We start from the raw sequence: 15,834 nt of genomic DNA on the forward strand, positions 1-15,834 counted from the left end.
CCGCCGCGCTCAGGCCGTCTTCATCTGCGGCTCGGGCGGCGGCGCGGCCGTTCGGCGGGCCAGCCGCCCGAACCCCCAGAACACCAACTCCACCAACCAGAACAGCAGCAGGAATACCGTCACCACGGTCACCGGGACTGCGAGGAAGACCAACGACGGGATGGCGATGACCCCGACCAGTGCGATATCGCCGAGGTTCGCGCCGCGCAGCCGACTGCCCAAACGCACTGCGGCCCACATCATGTAGCGGCGCGGTATCGAGACGCGGAACTCGCGCAGGCAGCGCCGGAAGATGCCGTCGGCGTCGGCCACACTCACCGCATTCGAACTGCGCAGGTAGTCATGCAGGATGGCGGCTCGGGTGTAGATGCCGTAACGGGGCACCAGCCAGACCAGCGCCCTCGGCACCGATGCGAAGTCGGTGCGGAAGCCGGCGGGGATGACGAATTCCGCTGTCGCACCGTGATAGACGAGCGGTTCGACCACTCGCCAGAACTGTGCGTCGAGCTCCTCGACGACCGGCCCGCTACCGACGAACGCCACGATCCGTTCCTCTCTGAACGCACAGCGTATCCCATAATTCTAAGGTGTTCCGATACGGCTGTGCCGTCGCGCGGGCAACGGTTCGGACACTAGTTCAGCGAGTGCGACCCGAACCGGCCTCGCCGGGCGGTCCGAAGCCGTTGTAGGGCACACCGTAGGGCACCTGCCCACCGTTCGCAGCGCGGCCATCGGGCCCGGCGCCGTCGACCGACTCGAATGTGCTTGTCGCGAAAGAGGATCGCCGTCGATTGCCGAACGGCCCGCGGGATCCGGTGCCGAGATCCTCCGACGGGCTCAGGGCCGCAAGGAACAGCACGGTCAGCGAGGCGAGCAGCGGCTGCACGATCAATGCCACCCAGCTGCCGACCTCCACCGGCAACTGCACGATCTGCCCGACCGGCGGGTCGTACGGCATCGGATGCTGCCACCGCATGATCTGCTCGCCGACCTTCGACATGACATAGGCGCCCGCCACCGCGCCGATCAGCAGACCGATTTGCAGCAGCGGCCCGCGCGCGCGACGCCAGCGCCACGCGCCGACCGCGGTGAGCACCCCGAGGACCGCGCCGATGCATACGAAGATCGCCAGTGCATCGAACTGGTGCACGCTCTCCCCGGTCAGGGTCGCACCCTTGGCCGGTACCGCACCGGCGCGCGCCTTGACCACCAGATACTGCTGGGTGGGCGCCACAAAGGCCCACACCACACCGCCCAGCGCACTGAGCACCAACACGCCGACCGCGATCAGCGCCGCGGCCCGCAGCTCGTGGCGCACACCGAGCCGCCACGCCGATCTGGGCGGCGCGATCTGGATATCGCCGTATTCGGCCACCACTAGCGGTGTTCCAGATTCTTGGAGTCCAGGACACCGTGCCGCGAGCACTTCGCCCACCAGCCATCGGGGCTGACCTGCACGATCATCCGACGGCCGCACTGCTCACAGAAGCGCGGCGGTTCCAGTCCGAGCACCGCCGCGGCGGGGACCGGATCATCGAGCCCCGGCACAATGCGTTTGCCGGTGAACGGGTTGTAGCGCTCGTCCATATCCATGACAGTACTCACGGCGCCAGCCTCTTTCGTGATGCTTGCGTACTCAGTGTTTCGGCAGCGGATCAGAGCGTTTCGTTGAGGGCCTTGATCGGCATCTTGAGCTCGCCGAGCAAGTCCAGATCGGCTTCGGCGGGCCGACCGAGGGTGGTCAGGTAATTCCCGACGATGACGGCATTGATGCCGCCGAGAATGCCCTGCTTGGCGCCGAGGTCGCCGAGGGTGATCTCGCGGCCGCCCGCGAAGCGCAGCATGGTGCGCGGCAGTGCGAGCCGGAACGCGGCGACGGCGCGCAGTGCGTCGGCGGCGGGCAGCACCTCGAGGTCGCCGAAGGGGGTACCGGGGCGCGGGTTGAGGAAGTTCAACGGCACCTCGTCCGGTTCGAGCTCGGCCAGATCGGCCGCGAATTCCGCACGCTGCTCCAGGGTTTCGCCCATGCCGAGGATGCCGCCGCAGCAGACCTCCATGCCCGCCTCGCGGACCATGCGCAGGGTGTCCCAGCGCTCCTCCCAGGTGTGCGTGGTGACGACATTCGGGAAGTGCGAACGGGAGGTCTCCAGGTTGTGGTTGTAGCGGTGCACGCCCATGGCGGCCAGCTGGTCGACCTGCTCCTGGGTGAGCATGCCGAGCGAACATGCGACCTGGATGTCGACCTCATTGCGGATGGCCTCGACACCGGCGGCGACCTGCGCCATCAGCCGCTCATCCGGACCGCGCACCGCGGCGACGATGCAGAATTCGGTGGCGCCGGTCTTGGCAGTCTGCTTGGCGGCCTCGACCAGGCTGGGGATATCGAGCCAGGCGGCGCGCACGGGCGACTGGAACAGGCCCGACTGCGAGCAGAAGTGGCAGTCCTCGGGGCAGCCGCCGGTCTTGAGGCTGATGATGCCCTCGACCTCGACCTCGGGACCGCACCACTTCATGCGCACCTCGTGCGCCAGGGCCAGCAGCTCCTCTAGCCGGTCATCGCCGAGCCGCAAGACCTCGAGGGTCTGCTCCTGGTTCAGGCCTTCGCCGCGCTCGAGCACCTGCTCGCGGGCGGTCGCCAGAATATCGGTGTGGACGGGTGCCTGGGTCACTGCACGAATCCCTTCGTCCGGCCGAGGTGGCCGTGCAACTTGAACGGTGTTCAGGCTAGGGTAGCGGTAACAGTGAGTCAAAACACGCGCGGCATGAGCGACGGGCCTGCAGGCGGGAACGCCGCAATCGAATACAGCGGAGGAGAACCTCGTGCAACTGCACCGGGCGGACGTGGTCGACGGCGCCATCGCCATTCTCGACCAGTACGGTCTCGCCGACCTGACCATGCGCCGGCTCGCCGGGTCACTCCAGGTCCAGCCGGGCGCGCTGTACTGGCACTTCCCCAATAAACAGGCGCTGCTGGGCGCGGTCGCCGACCGGATACTGGCGCCGATGGAGGATCCCATCGAGGCCGAGGATTGGTCCGGCCAGATCACCGAATTGGCGCATCGGCTGCGCAGTTGTCTGCTCGCATATCGCGACGGGGCCGAATTGGTCTCGGCGACATACGCCTCCCGACTCACCACGAGCAAGGGCCGAGAACGACTCGTGGTGGCCGCGATCCGCGCCGGAATGCCGCGGTCGGAGGCCGAACTCGCGGCGTACACACTGCTGTACTACGTGCTCGGGCAGACGGTGGACGAACAGTCCAGGATGCAGATGGATTCGGCCGGGGCGCTGACCGAGGACGCCTCACCGCTCAACGACACCACGGACGCGACCGCACGCTTCGACTTCGGGTTACAGCTGTTCGTCGGCGGTGTGCGTCATCTGCTCGGCTCCCGCGTGCGCTGAGTCCGGCACGTCCGGCGTTCGGCGCATAAGCCAGTCCGGATTTTGCCCGGCGTCGGCCGCACAGACCTGTGCCCCCTCATATCAGGTGTGCAGCTGAGATGAGGGGTGCGCAGTGTCACCTGTGCGGCCCGTTCGGGGGCGACAGGTCCGGACTCAGACGGATGCCGCCGTCGCCTCGAGATCAGAAGTCGCAACGCTCGCCCGACGCCCGGGCAGTGCGAGTGCCACCACCGCGCCCAAGAGCGCAAGTGCCGCACCGACTTCGATCGCCGGGCCGAATCCGGCGGTGAACTCCTCCACCGAGCCGTAGCCACCCGATCCGGCGAAAACCGCTACCGCGACGGCGATTCCGAAGACTCCGCCGAGTTCACGCATCATGCTGTTGGCACCGGCGGCCTTGCCGAGCATCGCGTGTTCCACCGCGCCGACCACCGAACTCTGCGCCGACGGCAGCACCATCGAGGTGCCGACGCCGGAGACGATGAACGGAATCACCAAGGAGCCGTAGGCCATTGCCGGATCGGCGACCATCGCGATCCAGAACATGCCGCCCGCCATCAGTCCCAGGCCGGTCACCATCAGCGGCCGCTCCCCGATCCGGTCGGCCAGCGCACCGGCGAGCGGGGCGCAGAAGAACAGCGTGAGAGTCCATGGCAGCAGCCGCAATCCGGCGCCGAGCGGACCGTAGTGCAGCACCGTCTGCAGGAACTGCGCATAGAAGAACACCTCGCCGAACAGGGCGGCGAAGGTCAGGAAGATCGCGGTATTGCCCGCCGCGAAGCCGCGATTCACGAACAGCCGCATCGGAAACATCGGCTCGCGCGCCCGTGCCTCCCAGACCGCGAAGGCGATCAGCAGGGCGATCCCGCCGATCAACGCGACCAACACCTCCGAACTCGACCAGCTCGCGATATTGCCGCGCACCAGGCCCCACACCACACCGAACGCACCACCGGTGACCAGCGCCAATCCGATGCCGTCGAGCGCATTGTCGGGGCCGAAGCCCTCCGGAACCCGAGTCGCCACCAGCGGAATCGCGACCAGCCCGATCGGCACGTTCAGCCAGAAGATCCACTGCCAGGACAACCCCTCCGCGACGGCACCGCCGACCAGCGGACCGCAGGCGACCGCAAGGCCGGTTATGCCCTGCAGCAGACCCATCGCCATGCCCCGCCGCTCCGGCGGAAACGCCGCGCTGACCAGGGCCAGCGCCAGACTCATGATCAATGCCGCGCCGACGCCCTGCGCCACCCTCGCGACGATCAGGGTCGTGACGGAGGTCGATACCGCGCACGCGGCCGAGGCGACGACGAAAATGCCGAGCCCGACCGTGAACATCCGCTTGCGTCCGAAGCGGTCGCCGAGCACGGCCGCGGTCATCAAGAGGACGGCGAAGCTGAGATTGTATCCGTTGACGGTCCATTCGAGCGTCTCGAGCGACGCCCCGAGGTCGTGGCGAATGGTGCTGAGCGCCGTGCTGACGACCAGGGTGTCCAATGCCGCCATCAGCGAGGCGACCGCGCCGAGTGCGAGCACCCAGCGCTGGGTCACCGCCGAAACAATCGGTGTGCTCACGATGGTCCTTCCTATGGGGTTCGGCAGGTCCGGTGGTTTCGAACCCGCACAGATACCGACCGGCCCCGGACCGAAACTCATCGACTGCCCTGATTTCGCCGCGGACCGATGAATTCCGGGCGGTTCGGCGGTCGGTATTCGCAGGGACATGTTTCGGGGCACCTGGAAGGACAGCAGATGACCGACAGCGACGAATTCGCGGCCCGCACGACCCCGTATCGGCGCGAATTGCTCGCCCACTGCTATCGGATGCTCGGTTCGGTCGACGACGCCGAGGACCTGGTGCAGGAGACGATGTTGCGGGCCTGGCGCGCCTACGGCGACTTCGAAGGACGTGCTTCGATGCGAACCTGGCTCTACCGGATCGCCACGAACGCCTGCCTCAACGCACTCGAGCACAGCAGTCGCCGTGTGCTACCCGCCGGATTGTCCGGCCCGACGGCCGATCCGACACAGGACGTGCGCTTCGCCCCCGAAATCCCCTGGCTGCAGCCGATGCCGGATGTGCTCATCGCACCCGAGGCAGCGGATCCGGCCGCCATTATCGCGGCCCGTGACGATATGCGGCTGGCGCTCATCGCCGCGTGGCAGTATCTGCCGCCGCGCCAGCGCGCGGTGCTGATTCTGCGGGATGTGCTGCACTGGAAGGCCGCCGAGGTCGCGGACCTGATCGGGACCAGTGTGGCGGCGGTCAACAGCATGCTGCAACGCGCCCACGCCACCCTCGATGCACTGGGGCCGGATACGCCGGTGGTAGAGCCCGACGATCCCGAAATCCGTGCGCTACTGGACCGCTACGCCGCGGCGTTCGAGGCCGCCGATATGGATACGCTCATCACGCTATTACGGTCGGATGTGGTCTGGGAGATGCCGCCGATGTCCGAGTGGTTCCGTGGCGACACCACGATCGTCGAACTGATCGCAGCGAAGTGCCCATATGCGCCGGGCGAGGCCCACATGGTGCCGATCGCGGCGAACGGTCAGCCCGGATTCGCGTTCTATCTGCGTGGTCATGCGCAGTCACTGCAGGTGCTCACGGTCACACCGGAAGGGATCTCGCACGTCGTCTCCTACCACGACGCCGCGCTGTTCGAGGCATTCGGCCTGCCGACGTCCCTGATCGAGACCGCGCAGCGCGAGCCGGTGCTGCCATGACCGATGACCTGCTCGAGCGGGCGGTCGCCTATCTGCTGGCGGTCCTGCCCGCTATCGGTCCGGATCTATCGGCACCCACGCCGTGCCGGGGCTGGAATACGCGCATGCTGCTCGCGCACGTGGACGAGTCGATCGCCGCATTGCGCGAAGGTCTGGCAGGCGGGCAGGTTCGGCTGACACCCGGCGCGCCGATGCCGAATTGTGCCGGGAGCCTGCATATTCGCAGTCGTGCCGAGGCCCTGCTCGACGACTGGGCGAACGAGCATCCGGAATCGGTTGTGGTTTTCGGCAGGCCGGTATCGGCCCGGGTCCTCGGCACGGTCGGCGCTCTCGAACTGACGATCCACGCGTGGGATCTGACCGCCACCGACCAGTCCGCCCCGCCGATTCCGGATCGCCTCGCCCGCGAATTACTCAGCGTGGCACCAAAACTGGTTCCGGTCGCGGACCGCTGGCCCCTCTTCGCTCCCCCGATCGAACCACCGACCGCCGCGCCGACCGACCGCCTACTCGCCTATTTGGGCCGCATCCAACCACGGCACTGACATTGCGACCGCTCATCGCCACCCCGGCCCCAGCAGTGCGGAATCTCGCACACTCAGCGAGCGCCTCACACAAGGTGCGACCTATCCGCCGCGCTCGCTAAGTATGCACCAGGCGCAAATCACGATCCGACGTCAGCTGACATCGGGCGACTGAGTGCGGGTGCTCAGGCCACCTCCCGATTGTGGTCGTCTCCGGGCCGAGCCTGGTTGGCCCCTGGGAACCAGCGGTACATAGCGGCCGCGCCCGCGGAAGCGGCTGCAGCCAGGGTGAGCGCCGCGGCGCCGAGAACGGTTGCGGCGCTGATCAAGCCGATTGCGATGGGGCCGGTGAACATACCCACGTCGTGGGTCAGGCGCCACGCGCCGAGAAATTCGGCGCGTTGCCCAGGGGGTGCGACATCGGCGCCGACGGTCATGATGATGCCGTTGCTGACGCCATTGGCGAGGCCGAGTAGTACCGCGACACCGGCGAGTTCGAGTGCCGAATTGGTGAGTGGCAGGGCCACGAAACCCGTGGCGAACAGCAGCATGGACGGGATGCCGGTGGCGCGGCTGCCGTAGCGATCGAGCAGGATGCCGCCCGGGTAGGACAGCAGTACGTCCACCGCACCGGTAACGCCGAAAACCAGGCTCGTGGTGGCGGCACTCACGCCGATATGCGCGGCCCACAGCGGGAGCAGTGCGGTGCGCGCTGCCCGTGCGCCGCCCATCAGCAGTGCCGCCACCCCGAGTGTGCCGAGCACCCTGCGGTTTTCGACGATCACCGAGCGCAGTGTGTGGTCGCTGGAGTCCGCGTTATCGCCGTCGGCCGAACGGATGGCGAGCATCGCCCCGCCTGCGAGCACGGTCGTGGCGAATTGCAGCCACAACGCGCCGCTCGGCCCCATCGCGTAGACCAATCCGGCACCGACGAACGGCCCGCAAAAGGATCCGAGCCGCGACGCACCCGCCAACGTTGAGAACGCGCGCCCACGCTCGGCCTGCGGCACCACTGCCACGATGTAGGACTGCCGCGCCAAACCCCATACCGCACTGGCGGTTCCATTGAGCAGCAGGCCCACCGCCAGCACCTCGGGATTCGGCGCGGAGATCGCGCACAGCACCCCGCCGAGCCCGATGCCCGAGCCCAGCGCGATCGCCCAGCGCTCCCCGATCCGCGCGATGATCCGCCCGGCAGGCAGATCGGCCAACACCATGCCCAATCCACTCAGCGCGACGACGATCCCCGCCACCCCGGCCGATGCACCCAGATCCAGCGCCCGCAGCGCGTACATCGGTGCCGCGGCACCCGACCCGATGCCGTACAGCACCACCGGCACGAACACCGTCCACACCAGCGCCCGCAGGCGAACCGATGGTGTTGCGGCGCGGTCGATATCGAAAAGCTGGTCACTCACAACGCGAGCGCCGAGCGGCGGGCGGCCAGTTCGTCCTTCGGCCACGAACTTCCACTGCGCAGGGGCGTGAATTCTCGACGATCTGTAGCTGCGCGATCTGCCCGAACGCGTTCGGCGACCACAGTTCGCCGCGATGGACGATCGGGCAGTGGAGCCATCGAATACCGCGCCGGCCGACGGCTCGCAGCTCGACGACAGTCCGGCTCGACGACCGCCGCGCTCACTGGGTGAGGGCCGGTCGGCGGGCGAACCGACTCTCCGGGCGCGAGAGGCCGAAGTGGTCGCGCAGGGTGGTGCCGGTGTATTCGGTCCGGAACAGTCCGCGCTGTTGCAGAATCGGCACCACGGTTTCGGCGAAGACCTCCAGCCCGCCCGGATAGTACGGCGGCATCACGTTGAAACCGTCGGCGGCGCCATTGCGGAACCATTCCTCGATCGTGTCGGCGACCTGCTCCGGAGTACCGGCGAAGACCCGATGCCCACGCGCACCGGCAAGGCGGTGCAGCAGCCCGCGCACGGTGGGCCGTTCCCGCTGCACGATCCCGGCCACCACCTGCCGACGGCTGCGGTCGTTATCGGTGACATCGCCCGCGTCGCTGAACAATTCAAGCGGTACCGGCTCATCCAGCGGCAGGTGCCCCAGACGCTGACCCGCGATGCCCTCCAACTGCTTCAGACCGTACTCGGGCACGGTGAGCTCGTTGAACTCCCGCTCGAGTCGCTTGGCCGCCGCCTCGGTATCGCCGATGAACGGGCTGATACCCGGCAGGATCTTGACCTGGTCGGCGTCGCGGCCGAATTCGGCCGCCTTGGCCTTGATATCGGCGTAGAACGCCTGCGCGTCCTCGAGCCGCTGATGCGCGGTGAAGATGGCCTCTGCGTACTTGCCCGCAAATGCCCGGCCGTCATTGGACGCACCCGCCTGCACGAGCACCGGATGCCCCTGTGGGGTGCGCGGCGCATTGAACGGCCCACGCACACTGAGGTATTCGCCGACGAAGTCGATCGGGTGGATTTTGTCCGGATCGGCGTAGACGCCCGCCTGCTGGTCGAGCACGATCGCATCGTCTTCCCAGCTGTCCCACAGCGCGACGACCGCGTCGACGAACTCTCTGGCCCGCGCGTACCGGGTCGGGTGATCGGGATGTTTGTCGAGCCCGAAATTGGCCGCGGCGAGGTCGGTTCCGGTGGTGACGATATTCCAGCCCGCCCGGCCGCCGGAGATGTGATCCAGTGTGGAGAACAGCCTGGCCAGGTTGTAGGGCTCGTAGTAGGTGGTGGACGCGGTGGCGATCAGGCCGAGATGGGTTGTGGCCGTGGCGATCGCGGTGAGCAGCGTGATCGGTTCCAGGCCCGATGCCGCGTTGTGCTCGACATTGGTGCGCAGCGCGGGCCCGTCGGCGAAGAACACCGCGTCGAGTTTGGCGGCCTCGGCGGTGCGGCCGATCTCCTGGTAGTAGGCGACATCGTAGATCCGGTCGGGTCGGCTCTGCGGATGCCGCCAGGCCGCCTCATGGTGTCCGGAGGGGTAGATGAACGCATTGAGGCTGAGTTGGCGGGTCATGAGGCCTTCTTCTCATCGGGTAGGGCCGCGACATCGACGCCGAGGCTGGCCAGCAGCAGTTCGCGCAGGCGGTTGAAGTCCGGATCGATATGGCGGCGTGGACGTTCCAGGTCGATGCGCTGATCGACGGCGATGCGCCCTTCGTCGAGGACGAGCACGCGGTCGGCGAGCAGCACCGCCTCGTCGACATCGTGGGTCACCAGCAGGACGGCAGGCTTATGTCGGGCGCACAGATCCTGTAGCAGCACATGCATTTTGATGCGGGTCAGGGCGTCCAGCGCGCCGAAGGGTTCGTCGGCCAGCAGCAGCTCCGGCTCCCGGACCAGCGAGCGCGCCAGTGCAACGCGCTGCTGCTCACCGCCGGAAAGCTCCTTGGGCCAGGCCCTTTCCCGCCCCGCCAGGCCGACCTCGGCCAGTGCGGTGCGGCCACGCTCGGCGGCTTCCGCACCCTTCAACCCGAGAGTCACGTTGTCCAGTACCCGGTGCCACGGCAGCAGTCGCGAATCCTGGAACACCACGGCACGTTCCGTGGGCACCCGCAGCTCCCCGGAGCCCGGCACGTCACGATCCAGCTCGGCCAGCGCGCGCAACAGGGTGCTCTTGCCCGAACCGCTGCGCCCGAGCAGGGCGACGAATTCACCGCGCGCGATATCGAGGTCGATGCCGTGCAGCACCACCCGATCGCCGAAACCCCGGCGCAGCGAGCGGGTTCGGACCACGCTCAGTCCGCGATCGTCTGCCGCCATGACAGCGCCCTCCGTTCCGTCGCCCGCACGGCGATATCGCCGAACAGTCCGAGCAGGCCATAGATCACCAGGCCGACGACGATGACATCGATCTGGCCGTAGGTGCGCGCCTGCGTCATCAGATAGCCGATGCCGCTGGTGGCATTGACCTGTTCGACCACGACCAGCGCCAGCCACGAAATGGTGACCGCCAGCCGCAGCCCGGTGAAGAATCCGGGCAATGAACCGGGCAGCGCGATCCGGCGGATAAAGCCCCAGCGCGAAAGCCCCACCGTCGCGGCCAATTCCACATATCTGCTGTCGACGCCGCGCAGTTGCGCGTGGGTATTGATGTAGATCGGAATCGCGACACTGGTCGTGATGACGATGAGCTTCATCTCCTCGCCGATGCCGAACCACACAATGAACAGCGGAATCAGCGCCAGCGTAGGAATCGAGCGTTTGATCTGAATCGGGCCGTCCAGCAGGGCTTCCCCGATCCGGCTCAGCCCGGCGATCAAAGCCAGCACCACACCGATCACGACACCGAGTCCGAGACCCCAGGCGGCCCGCTTCAGGGAGGTGAGCAGATTCGATTGCAGTCTGCCGTCGGCCAGGAGATCTCGTGCGGTCTCGGCGACCGTCCACGGCGCGGGCAACGTCTGCTCATCCAGTGCGCCCGTGGCGGATCCGAGCACCCACGCCGCGATCAGCAGTACGGGTCCGATGGCGATGCCGAATGGGATCGGGCGGCCGGGACCGAGCCGGGGTCGGGTCTGCCTGCGCCGGGCCAGCACCGGTTCGGGCGTGGTGGGTGAATTTCGACCGATCCGGCCGAGTACGCCGACTTCCAAGGTGGCCATTGCTATTTCGCCTTCGGTTCGAACGACGCGCCGCTTTCGGCGACGGCCTGGGTGATGACGGCGTCGAAGCGCAGATCGAAACCGTCTGCGGCGTGCACCTTCTTGGGCAGCTCACCCGCCTGGTCGATGGCGTCGATGGTGCCCTGCTGGCGATCGACGAGCTGCTGATCCAGATGCGGGAAGGTGTAGGTGCCCAGCGAGTCGACAATGCGCTTGGCATCGTCGGCACTTACCTTTTGGCTCTCGATGTAATACTTGCGCGCCCACTCATCCTGGTGGGTATTGGCCCACTGGAAGGCCCGCACGTAGGCGGCGGCCAGCGCTCTGGTGGCAGCCGCCTTGGCCGGATCCGTGACGGTGGCGCGACGTGCGTAGAGGTAGGCGAGGCCGCCGTAGATGCCGGTGGTCTCCGAATCCGGAATCAGTGACGCGCCCTGAGTCCGCAGCAGTCGGGTGACATTCGGTTCGACCAGCGGAGCGATATCGACCTGGCCGGTGCGCACCGCGTCCAGAAACTCGGCGAGCTGCAGCCGAACCAGTTGCACATCACTGGGTTTCAGCCCCGCCCTGGCCAACGCTCGCAGTACGGCGGCCTGCTGCGCGGTGCCCTCGGCATAGGCGATCTTCTTACCCTTCAGATCGGCCAGGGTGGTGACGGTCTTGCCCGGCGCGACCGCGAGTTTCAGTGCGCTGGCGCTGGTTTGCGAAGCCGCGACGATCGGCACGTCCTGCCCGGCGACCAGCGCGTGAATCGGCGGGACATCGCCCACGGTCGCGACATCGGCGGCACCCGCCCGGAAGGCCTCCAGGATCGCCGGACCGCCGACGAAGTTGGCGAACTCCACCTTGAACGGCAGCTTGTCGAGCTCACCGGAGAACTGGAGCACCGCCTTCAACCGCTCGGATTGGTCGCCGACAACGAGTTTGGTGCCCGCGGGGATTTCGGTGGGCAACGGTGCGTTGGCATTGCCGACCGGCTTATCGTCGCTCGCGCAGCCGGTGAGTCCCAGACTCGCAACGGCCGCCACGGCGAGCAAACTGGCGGTTGTGCGGCCGAGCAGGCCGGTCAGGAGCGTACGTGGTCGAAGCATGCTGGCATTGAAGCAAGACAAAACCGGCGCGAATACGGTTTGTCTTAGCCTGATTCCAACTCCGGAGTCGGGTATCAGGGTGGCGAAGCCGACGAGACCGACTCCCGCACCCGCTGCTGGTACCGCTCGATGAACGGCAGGATCTGCTGGTCGATGATCTGGTTGTAGGCCTCGGGCTGCTGCATCGGATTGGCGTGCCCGGTATTTCGCGGCATGACGACCAGCAGCGAGCCGTCCACGCCGCCGACCCGCTCGATGAGCACCTGATGGGAGTATTCGACATCGACCACCCGATCGTTATCCGGATCCCGGGGACGGATGAACACGATGGCCGGACGTGGTTTGCCAGTGGCGGGATGCGATAGCGCGCGCAGGTCGTTGATCGCACCGCCCGCCACGATCGCCAGGAACTGTGTCTCGATCAGACCGTTGCTGGCCACATCGCGGGAAAAGACCTTCTCGCGCAACACTTCCTCGACCACATCGCGCAACGGTTCGAGCCGGACGCCGGGCAATCCGTTGCGCCCGCGATCGACGAATCGGTCGCGCCGCGCATAGGTTTCGACGGCCAGCCGCAATGTGCGGCTCTCGCGTGCACCGGGGAGCCAGCCCATCCAGCGCACCATATCCTCGCCAGCGCCGCGGCTCTCCGGGCGCACCGCGTTCAGGTCCACCGGCGTGCAATCCAGGAGCACCCCCACCAGCCGCCGGTCGCTGCCGAGATGGATATGCCGGGCGACCTCGAGTGCGATGACCCCGCCCATGCTGTGCCCGACCAGCACGATGTTCTTCAGGCCCGACATCTGCGCGGCGCGGACGATCAGCTCGGCGATCACCTTGGTATCAATGCCTTGATTGTCGTATTTGATCGCCCAGACCACGCCCATCTCGCTGAGCGCGGGCAGCGCGGCCGCGGTATTGCTGGCATTCAGACCACCGAGACCGACCATATCGACGACGACGGTGTCCCAATCGCGTTCGTGCGCGGGCGTGGCGATCGGCAGCACCGCGGGTTCGGTGCGCGCGAGCCGATCGCGTTCCGGGGTCACGTCGTACTCCCAGTACTGGGCGAATACGGTCAGCCCAGCGAGCAACACCACGGCGACCCGCAGCAGCGCCTGTCTGGTCCGGCGCAACGTCTGCCATCCGTGCCCGAGACGAGTCTCCCGGAGCCGGGCTTTCCGTCGCGCGCCGTCCCAGTCCGAGACGGTGGACGGGTGCCGATCGTCCAACGGCGACATCTTCCCCAGGGTAGGTACGGTTCGCCGGTACTGCCAGACAACTCAGCGGATCCCGGCGCGTCCTGGAGCGGACCCCGATCGGATCGAACGGTGGAATCCGGTGCCCACCTCCATCATTGAGCCGCGCCGATGAGGTGGTGCGCTGGCTCGATCAGCGCGTCAGGGCAGTTCGCCGGTCTCGGCGAGTGCGGCGAGCTTGCCCAGTGCGATGCGCCAGCCCTGCCAGTGCGCCACCGCGTCGGCATCGAGCAGCAGCCGATAGACGGTCGCACGGGGCGCTTTCACATGCCGTCCGATCCGAGTGGAAGCCACGGAGCAACGATACTCGAGCCACCCGATCCGATCGGTCCCAACGCTCAGCCGAGCGGGGACCACCCCGGAGTGAACCAACCGGGAGCGGCCCCGACGAAGCGGTCGCGGTCCCAGCCGCCCGCACCCGCTGGCACCGAACCGACCACGTCGACACCGGTAAGCCGAGGCAGATCCGTGCGATTGCATTCGGCGGCCAGGTCCGGTTCGGCGGGCCAGGAGCCGATCACCAGACCCGCACAGCGGACTCCAGCCGAAGACAGTGCGCGCGTGGTCAATTCGCTGTGGTTGAGGGTGCCGAGTCCGGCCGCGGCAACGAGCAGCACGGGCGCGTCGAGCTTCTGCGCCAGGTCGAGCAGCGTGAACTCGCCCAAACGGACCAGCAGTCCGCCGGCGCCCTCCACCAACGTGAGGTCGGCATCAGCGAGCGAGTCGATGGCGGCGGCGGTTTCGCTCAATGTCAGCTGCGGCTGCCCGCAGCGGCGCGCGGCGGTATCCGGTGCCAGCGGTTCGGGATAGCGAGCCAGCTCAATAGTTCGCGTAACCCCGGTCAGACGTTCGATTTCGGCGAGATCGCCGGGTTCCCCCGGGCCAACTCCGGTTTGGGCCGGTTTGCACACGGCCACGGTCCGACCGTCGGCCAGGGCGGCCGCGGCAAGTGCGGCGGTCACCACGGTCTTGCCGACCTCCGTCGACGTCCCGGTAACAAAGAGCACGCTCATGCCTGCGCCTCGCTGTCGCTCGGCTCCGGCATGCGCGTCGCGCACTGTGACACGATTCGCTCGCTCATGCGCCCACCACCTCCAGTCCACGCGCTCGCGCCAGTACCTCGGTGAGAACCGTTGCGATGGTGTCGATTTCAATAGAAGTCAAATTCGCCCGCGCGGTCAGCCGCAATCGCGACGTACCCTCGGGCACCGAAGGCGGACGGAAGCATCCGACATCCAGCCCACGCTCGCGACAGGCTTGCGCGGCGTCGAATGCGACCTGCGCCTCCCCCAGCACGACCGAGACAACCGCCGAATCCGGTTCCGCCACACCGGCAATGCGCGCGATCTCGGCGGCCCGCTCCAGCACCCGCCCCGCCATCTCGGGTTCGCGACGCAACAATCGCAGCGCCGCCCTCGCCGCGCCGACCGCGGCCGGTGCGAGCCCGGTATCGAAGATGAACGTGCGCGCCGCATCGATCAAATGCGCACGTACGCGCGCGCTGGCCAGGACCACACCACCTTGCGCGGCAAGGGCTTTCGACAGAGTCGCGGTGATCACCAGATCCGGCTCCCCGGCCAGACCGACCTCGTGCACCAGCCCGCGTCCCCCCGTACCACGCACGCCGAGCCCGTGCGCCTCATCCACGATCAGCACCGCACCGTTGGCCCTGGTGACCCGGTGCAATTCGGCCAGCGGAGCCAAATCACCGTCGGCACTGAATACCGAATCGGTGAGTACCAGCGCCCGCTCCTCGGTGCGCTCACCGAGCAGCCGCTCGACCGCAGCAATATCGCAGTGCGGGGCAATCGCCACCCGCGACCGTGAGAGTCGGCAGGCGTCCACCAGCGAGGCATGGCTGCCCGCATCGGAGACGACCAGCGCACCCCGTCCGGCGAGCGCGGTCACCACACCGAGATTGGCCGCGTAACCGGAAGCGAAGACCAAACCGGCTTCGGCGCCGACGAATTCGGCGAGTTCGGTCTCGAGCTGTTCGTGTTCGGCGGTGGTCCCGGTGACGAGCCGGGACCCGGTCGATCCGGCACCCCAGCGTCGCACGGCATCGATCGCGCCCTCGATCACCTCGGGGTGGCGCACCAGCCCGAGGTAGTCGTTGGAGGCCAGGTCGATCGACGGCGACTGTGCTGTGCGGGGCCGCAGCTCGCGACGCAACCCAGCGCTCACGCGCTCGGCGGCGCGTTCATCCAACCAGCCCAACGGATCGGTAGTCACAGCTCCGCAGCATACTTGAACAC

General features: G+C 67.4%; 17 protein-coding genes. 3 read left to right on the plus strand and 14 right to left on the minus strand.

The genetic code is table 11. From position 1 onward, the window contains the following. Positions 1-9 precede the first annotated feature (9 nt). The 4 genes from ABZW16_RS18200 to bioB form a co-directional block, all read right to left on the minus strand. A complete protein-coding gene (locus ABZW16_RS18200) occupies positions 10-543 on the minus strand; it encodes a DUF1353 domain-containing protein (RefSeq protein ID WP_354957058.1) in 534 nt (177 codons plus the stop codon). 94 nt (positions 544-637) lie between these two features. Further along, positions 638-1,375 carry a DUF2567 domain-containing protein gene (locus tag ABZW16_RS18205; protein WP_354957059.1) on the minus strand — a complete coding sequence of 246 codons (738 nt, stop codon included), beginning with the start codon at positions 1,373-1,375 and terminating at the stop codon, positions 638-640. Positions 1,376-1,377: 2 nt separating this feature from the next. Beyond that, entirely contained in the window at positions 1,378-1,593 is a 216-nt protein-coding gene (locus tag ABZW16_RS18210; RefSeq protein ID WP_354957084.1) for a hypothetical protein, read from the minus strand. A 62-nt stretch (positions 1,594-1,655) separates the two neighbouring features. Then, positions 1,656-2,669 (minus strand): biotin synthase BioB, encoded by a 1,014-nt coding sequence (bioB, locus tag ABZW16_RS18215; RefSeq protein ID WP_354957060.1) that lies wholly within the window; start codon positions 2,667-2,669, stop codon positions 1,656-1,658. Positions 2,670-2,820: 151 nt separating this feature from the next. Between bioB and ABZW16_RS18220 the strand changes: the two genes are divergently transcribed. Continuing rightward, positions 2,821-3,405: a TetR/AcrR family transcriptional regulator C-terminal domain-containing protein gene (locus tag ABZW16_RS18220; protein WP_354957061.1), complete on the plus strand. Its 585-nt coding sequence runs from the start codon at positions 2,821-2,823 to the stop codon at positions 3,403-3,405. Positions 3,406-3,558: 153 nt separating this feature from the next. Here the strand turns inward: ABZW16_RS18220 and ABZW16_RS18225 are convergent, their stop codons facing one another. Then, a complete protein-coding gene (locus tag ABZW16_RS18225) occupies positions 3,559-4,980 on the minus strand; it encodes a DHA2 family efflux MFS transporter permease subunit (RefSeq protein ID WP_354957062.1) in 1,422 nt (473 codons plus the stop codon). Positions 4,981-5,088: 108 nt separating this feature from the next. Here ABZW16_RS18225 and ABZW16_RS18230 point away from each other — a divergent pair, with 108 nt between their 5' ends. Together ABZW16_RS18230 and ABZW16_RS18235 are read left to right on the plus strand one after the other, a co-directional pair. Continuing rightward, a complete protein-coding gene (locus ABZW16_RS18230) occupies positions 5,089-6,135 on the plus strand; it encodes a sigma-70 family RNA polymerase sigma factor (RefSeq protein WP_354957063.1) in 1,047 nt (348 codons plus the stop codon). Beyond that, on the plus strand, positions 6,132-6,680 hold the full coding sequence (locus tag ABZW16_RS18235) for a maleylpyruvate isomerase family mycothiol-dependent enzyme (RefSeq protein WP_354957064.1): 549 nt from the start codon (positions 6,132-6,134) through the stop codon (positions 6,678-6,680). Before ABZW16_RS18230 ends, ABZW16_RS18235 begins: the two co-directional genes overlap by 4 nt. Before the next feature lie 164 nt (positions 6,681-6,844). Here the strand turns inward: ABZW16_RS18235 and ABZW16_RS18240 are convergent, their stop codons facing one another. The 9 genes from ABZW16_RS18240 to ABZW16_RS18280 form a co-directional block, all read right to left on the minus strand. Next, a complete protein-coding gene (locus ABZW16_RS18240; protein WP_354957065.1) occupies positions 6,845-8,077 on the minus strand; it encodes an MFS transporter in 1,233 nt (410 codons plus the stop codon). 220 nt (positions 8,078-8,297) lie between these two features. Next, entirely contained in the window at positions 8,298-9,641 is a 1,344-nt protein-coding gene (locus tag ABZW16_RS18245) for an LLM class flavin-dependent oxidoreductase (RefSeq protein WP_354957066.1), read from the minus strand. Further along, the gene (locus ABZW16_RS18250; protein ID WP_354957067.1) at positions 9,638-10,387 is read right to left on the minus strand and encodes an ABC transporter ATP-binding protein; all 750 of its coding nucleotides are present in this window, start codon (positions 10,385-10,387) and stop codon (positions 9,638-9,640) included. The genes ABZW16_RS18245 and ABZW16_RS18250 overlap by 4 nt, the downstream gene beginning before the upstream one ends. After that, positions 10,363-11,229 (minus strand): ABC transporter permease, encoded by an 867-nt coding sequence (locus ABZW16_RS18255; RefSeq protein ID WP_354957068.1) that lies wholly within the window; start codon positions 11,227-11,229, stop codon positions 10,363-10,365. Before ABZW16_RS18255 ends, ABZW16_RS18250 begins: the two co-directional genes overlap by 25 nt. 2 nt (positions 11,230-11,231) lie before the next feature. Then, positions 11,232-12,320 carry an ABC transporter substrate-binding protein gene (locus tag ABZW16_RS18260; protein ID WP_354957069.1) on the minus strand — a complete coding sequence of 363 codons (1,089 nt, stop codon included), beginning with the start codon at positions 12,318-12,320 and terminating at the stop codon, positions 11,232-11,234. Positions 12,321-12,394: 74 nt separating this feature from the next. Then, complete coding sequence (locus tag ABZW16_RS18265; RefSeq protein ID WP_354957070.1) at positions 12,395-13,561, minus strand: alpha/beta hydrolase; 1,167 nt, start codon at positions 13,559-13,561, stop codon at positions 12,395-12,397. A gap of 159 nt (positions 13,562-13,720) precedes the next feature. After that, positions 13,721-13,873, minus strand: a complete 153-nt coding sequence (locus ABZW16_RS18270; RefSeq protein ID WP_354957071.1) for a hypothetical protein — start codon at positions 13,871-13,873, stop codon at positions 13,721-13,723. A gap of 44 nt (positions 13,874-13,917) precedes the next feature. Further along, positions 13,918-14,592: a dethiobiotin synthase gene (gene bioD, locus ABZW16_RS18275; protein ID WP_354957073.1), complete on the minus strand. Its 675-nt coding sequence runs from the start codon at positions 14,590-14,592 to the stop codon at positions 13,918-13,920. 64 nt (positions 14,593-14,656) lie between these two features. Then, complete coding sequence (locus tag ABZW16_RS18280; protein WP_354957074.1) at positions 14,657-15,811, minus strand: 8-amino-7-oxononanoate synthase; 1,155 nt, start codon at positions 15,809-15,811, stop codon at positions 14,657-14,659. Positions 15,812-15,834: the final 23 nt, after the last annotated feature.

It is taken from the genome of Nocardia sp. NPDC004604 (assembly GCF_040609795.1).
Lineage (GTDB): Bacteria > Actinomycetota > Actinomycetes > Mycobacteriales > Mycobacteriaceae > Nocardia.

Bases quoted from the DNA above. Each gene is read 5' to 3' on its own strand.
- ABZW16_RS18210 (WP_354957084.1), bottom strand. From the start codon at position 1,593: ATGGATATGGACGAGCGCTACAACCCGTTCACCGGCAAACGCATTGTG.
- ABZW16_RS18230 (WP_354957063.1), top strand. From the start codon at position 5,089: ATGAATTCCGGGCGGTTCGGCGGTCGGTATTCGCAGGGACATGTTTCG.
- ABZW16_RS18235 (WP_354957064.1), top strand. From the start codon at position 6,132: ATGACCGATGACCTGCTCGAGCGGGCGGTCGCCTATCTGCTGGCGGTC.
- ABZW16_RS18245 (WP_354957066.1), bottom strand. From the start codon at position 9,641: ATGACCCGCCAACTCAGCCTCAATGCGTTCATCTACCCCTCCGGACAC.
- ABZW16_RS18250 (WP_354957067.1), bottom strand. From the start codon at position 10,387: ATGGCGGCAGACGATCGCGGACTGAGCGTGGTCCGAACCCGCTCGCTG.
- ABZW16_RS18255 (WP_354957068.1), bottom strand. From the start codon at position 11,229: ATGGCCACCTTGGAAGTCGGCGTACTCGGCCGGATCGGTCGAAATTCA.
- ABZW16_RS18260 (WP_354957069.1), bottom strand. From the start codon at position 12,320: ATGCTTCGACCACGTACGCTCCTGACCGGCCTGCTCGGCCGCACAACC.
- ABZW16_RS18265 (WP_354957070.1), bottom strand. From the start codon at position 13,561: ATGTCGCCGTTGGACGATCGGCACCCGTCCACCGTCTCGGACTGGGAC.
- bioD (WP_354957073.1), bottom strand. From the start codon at position 14,592: ATGAGCGTGCTCTTTGTTACCGGGACGTCGACGGAGGTCGGCAAGACC.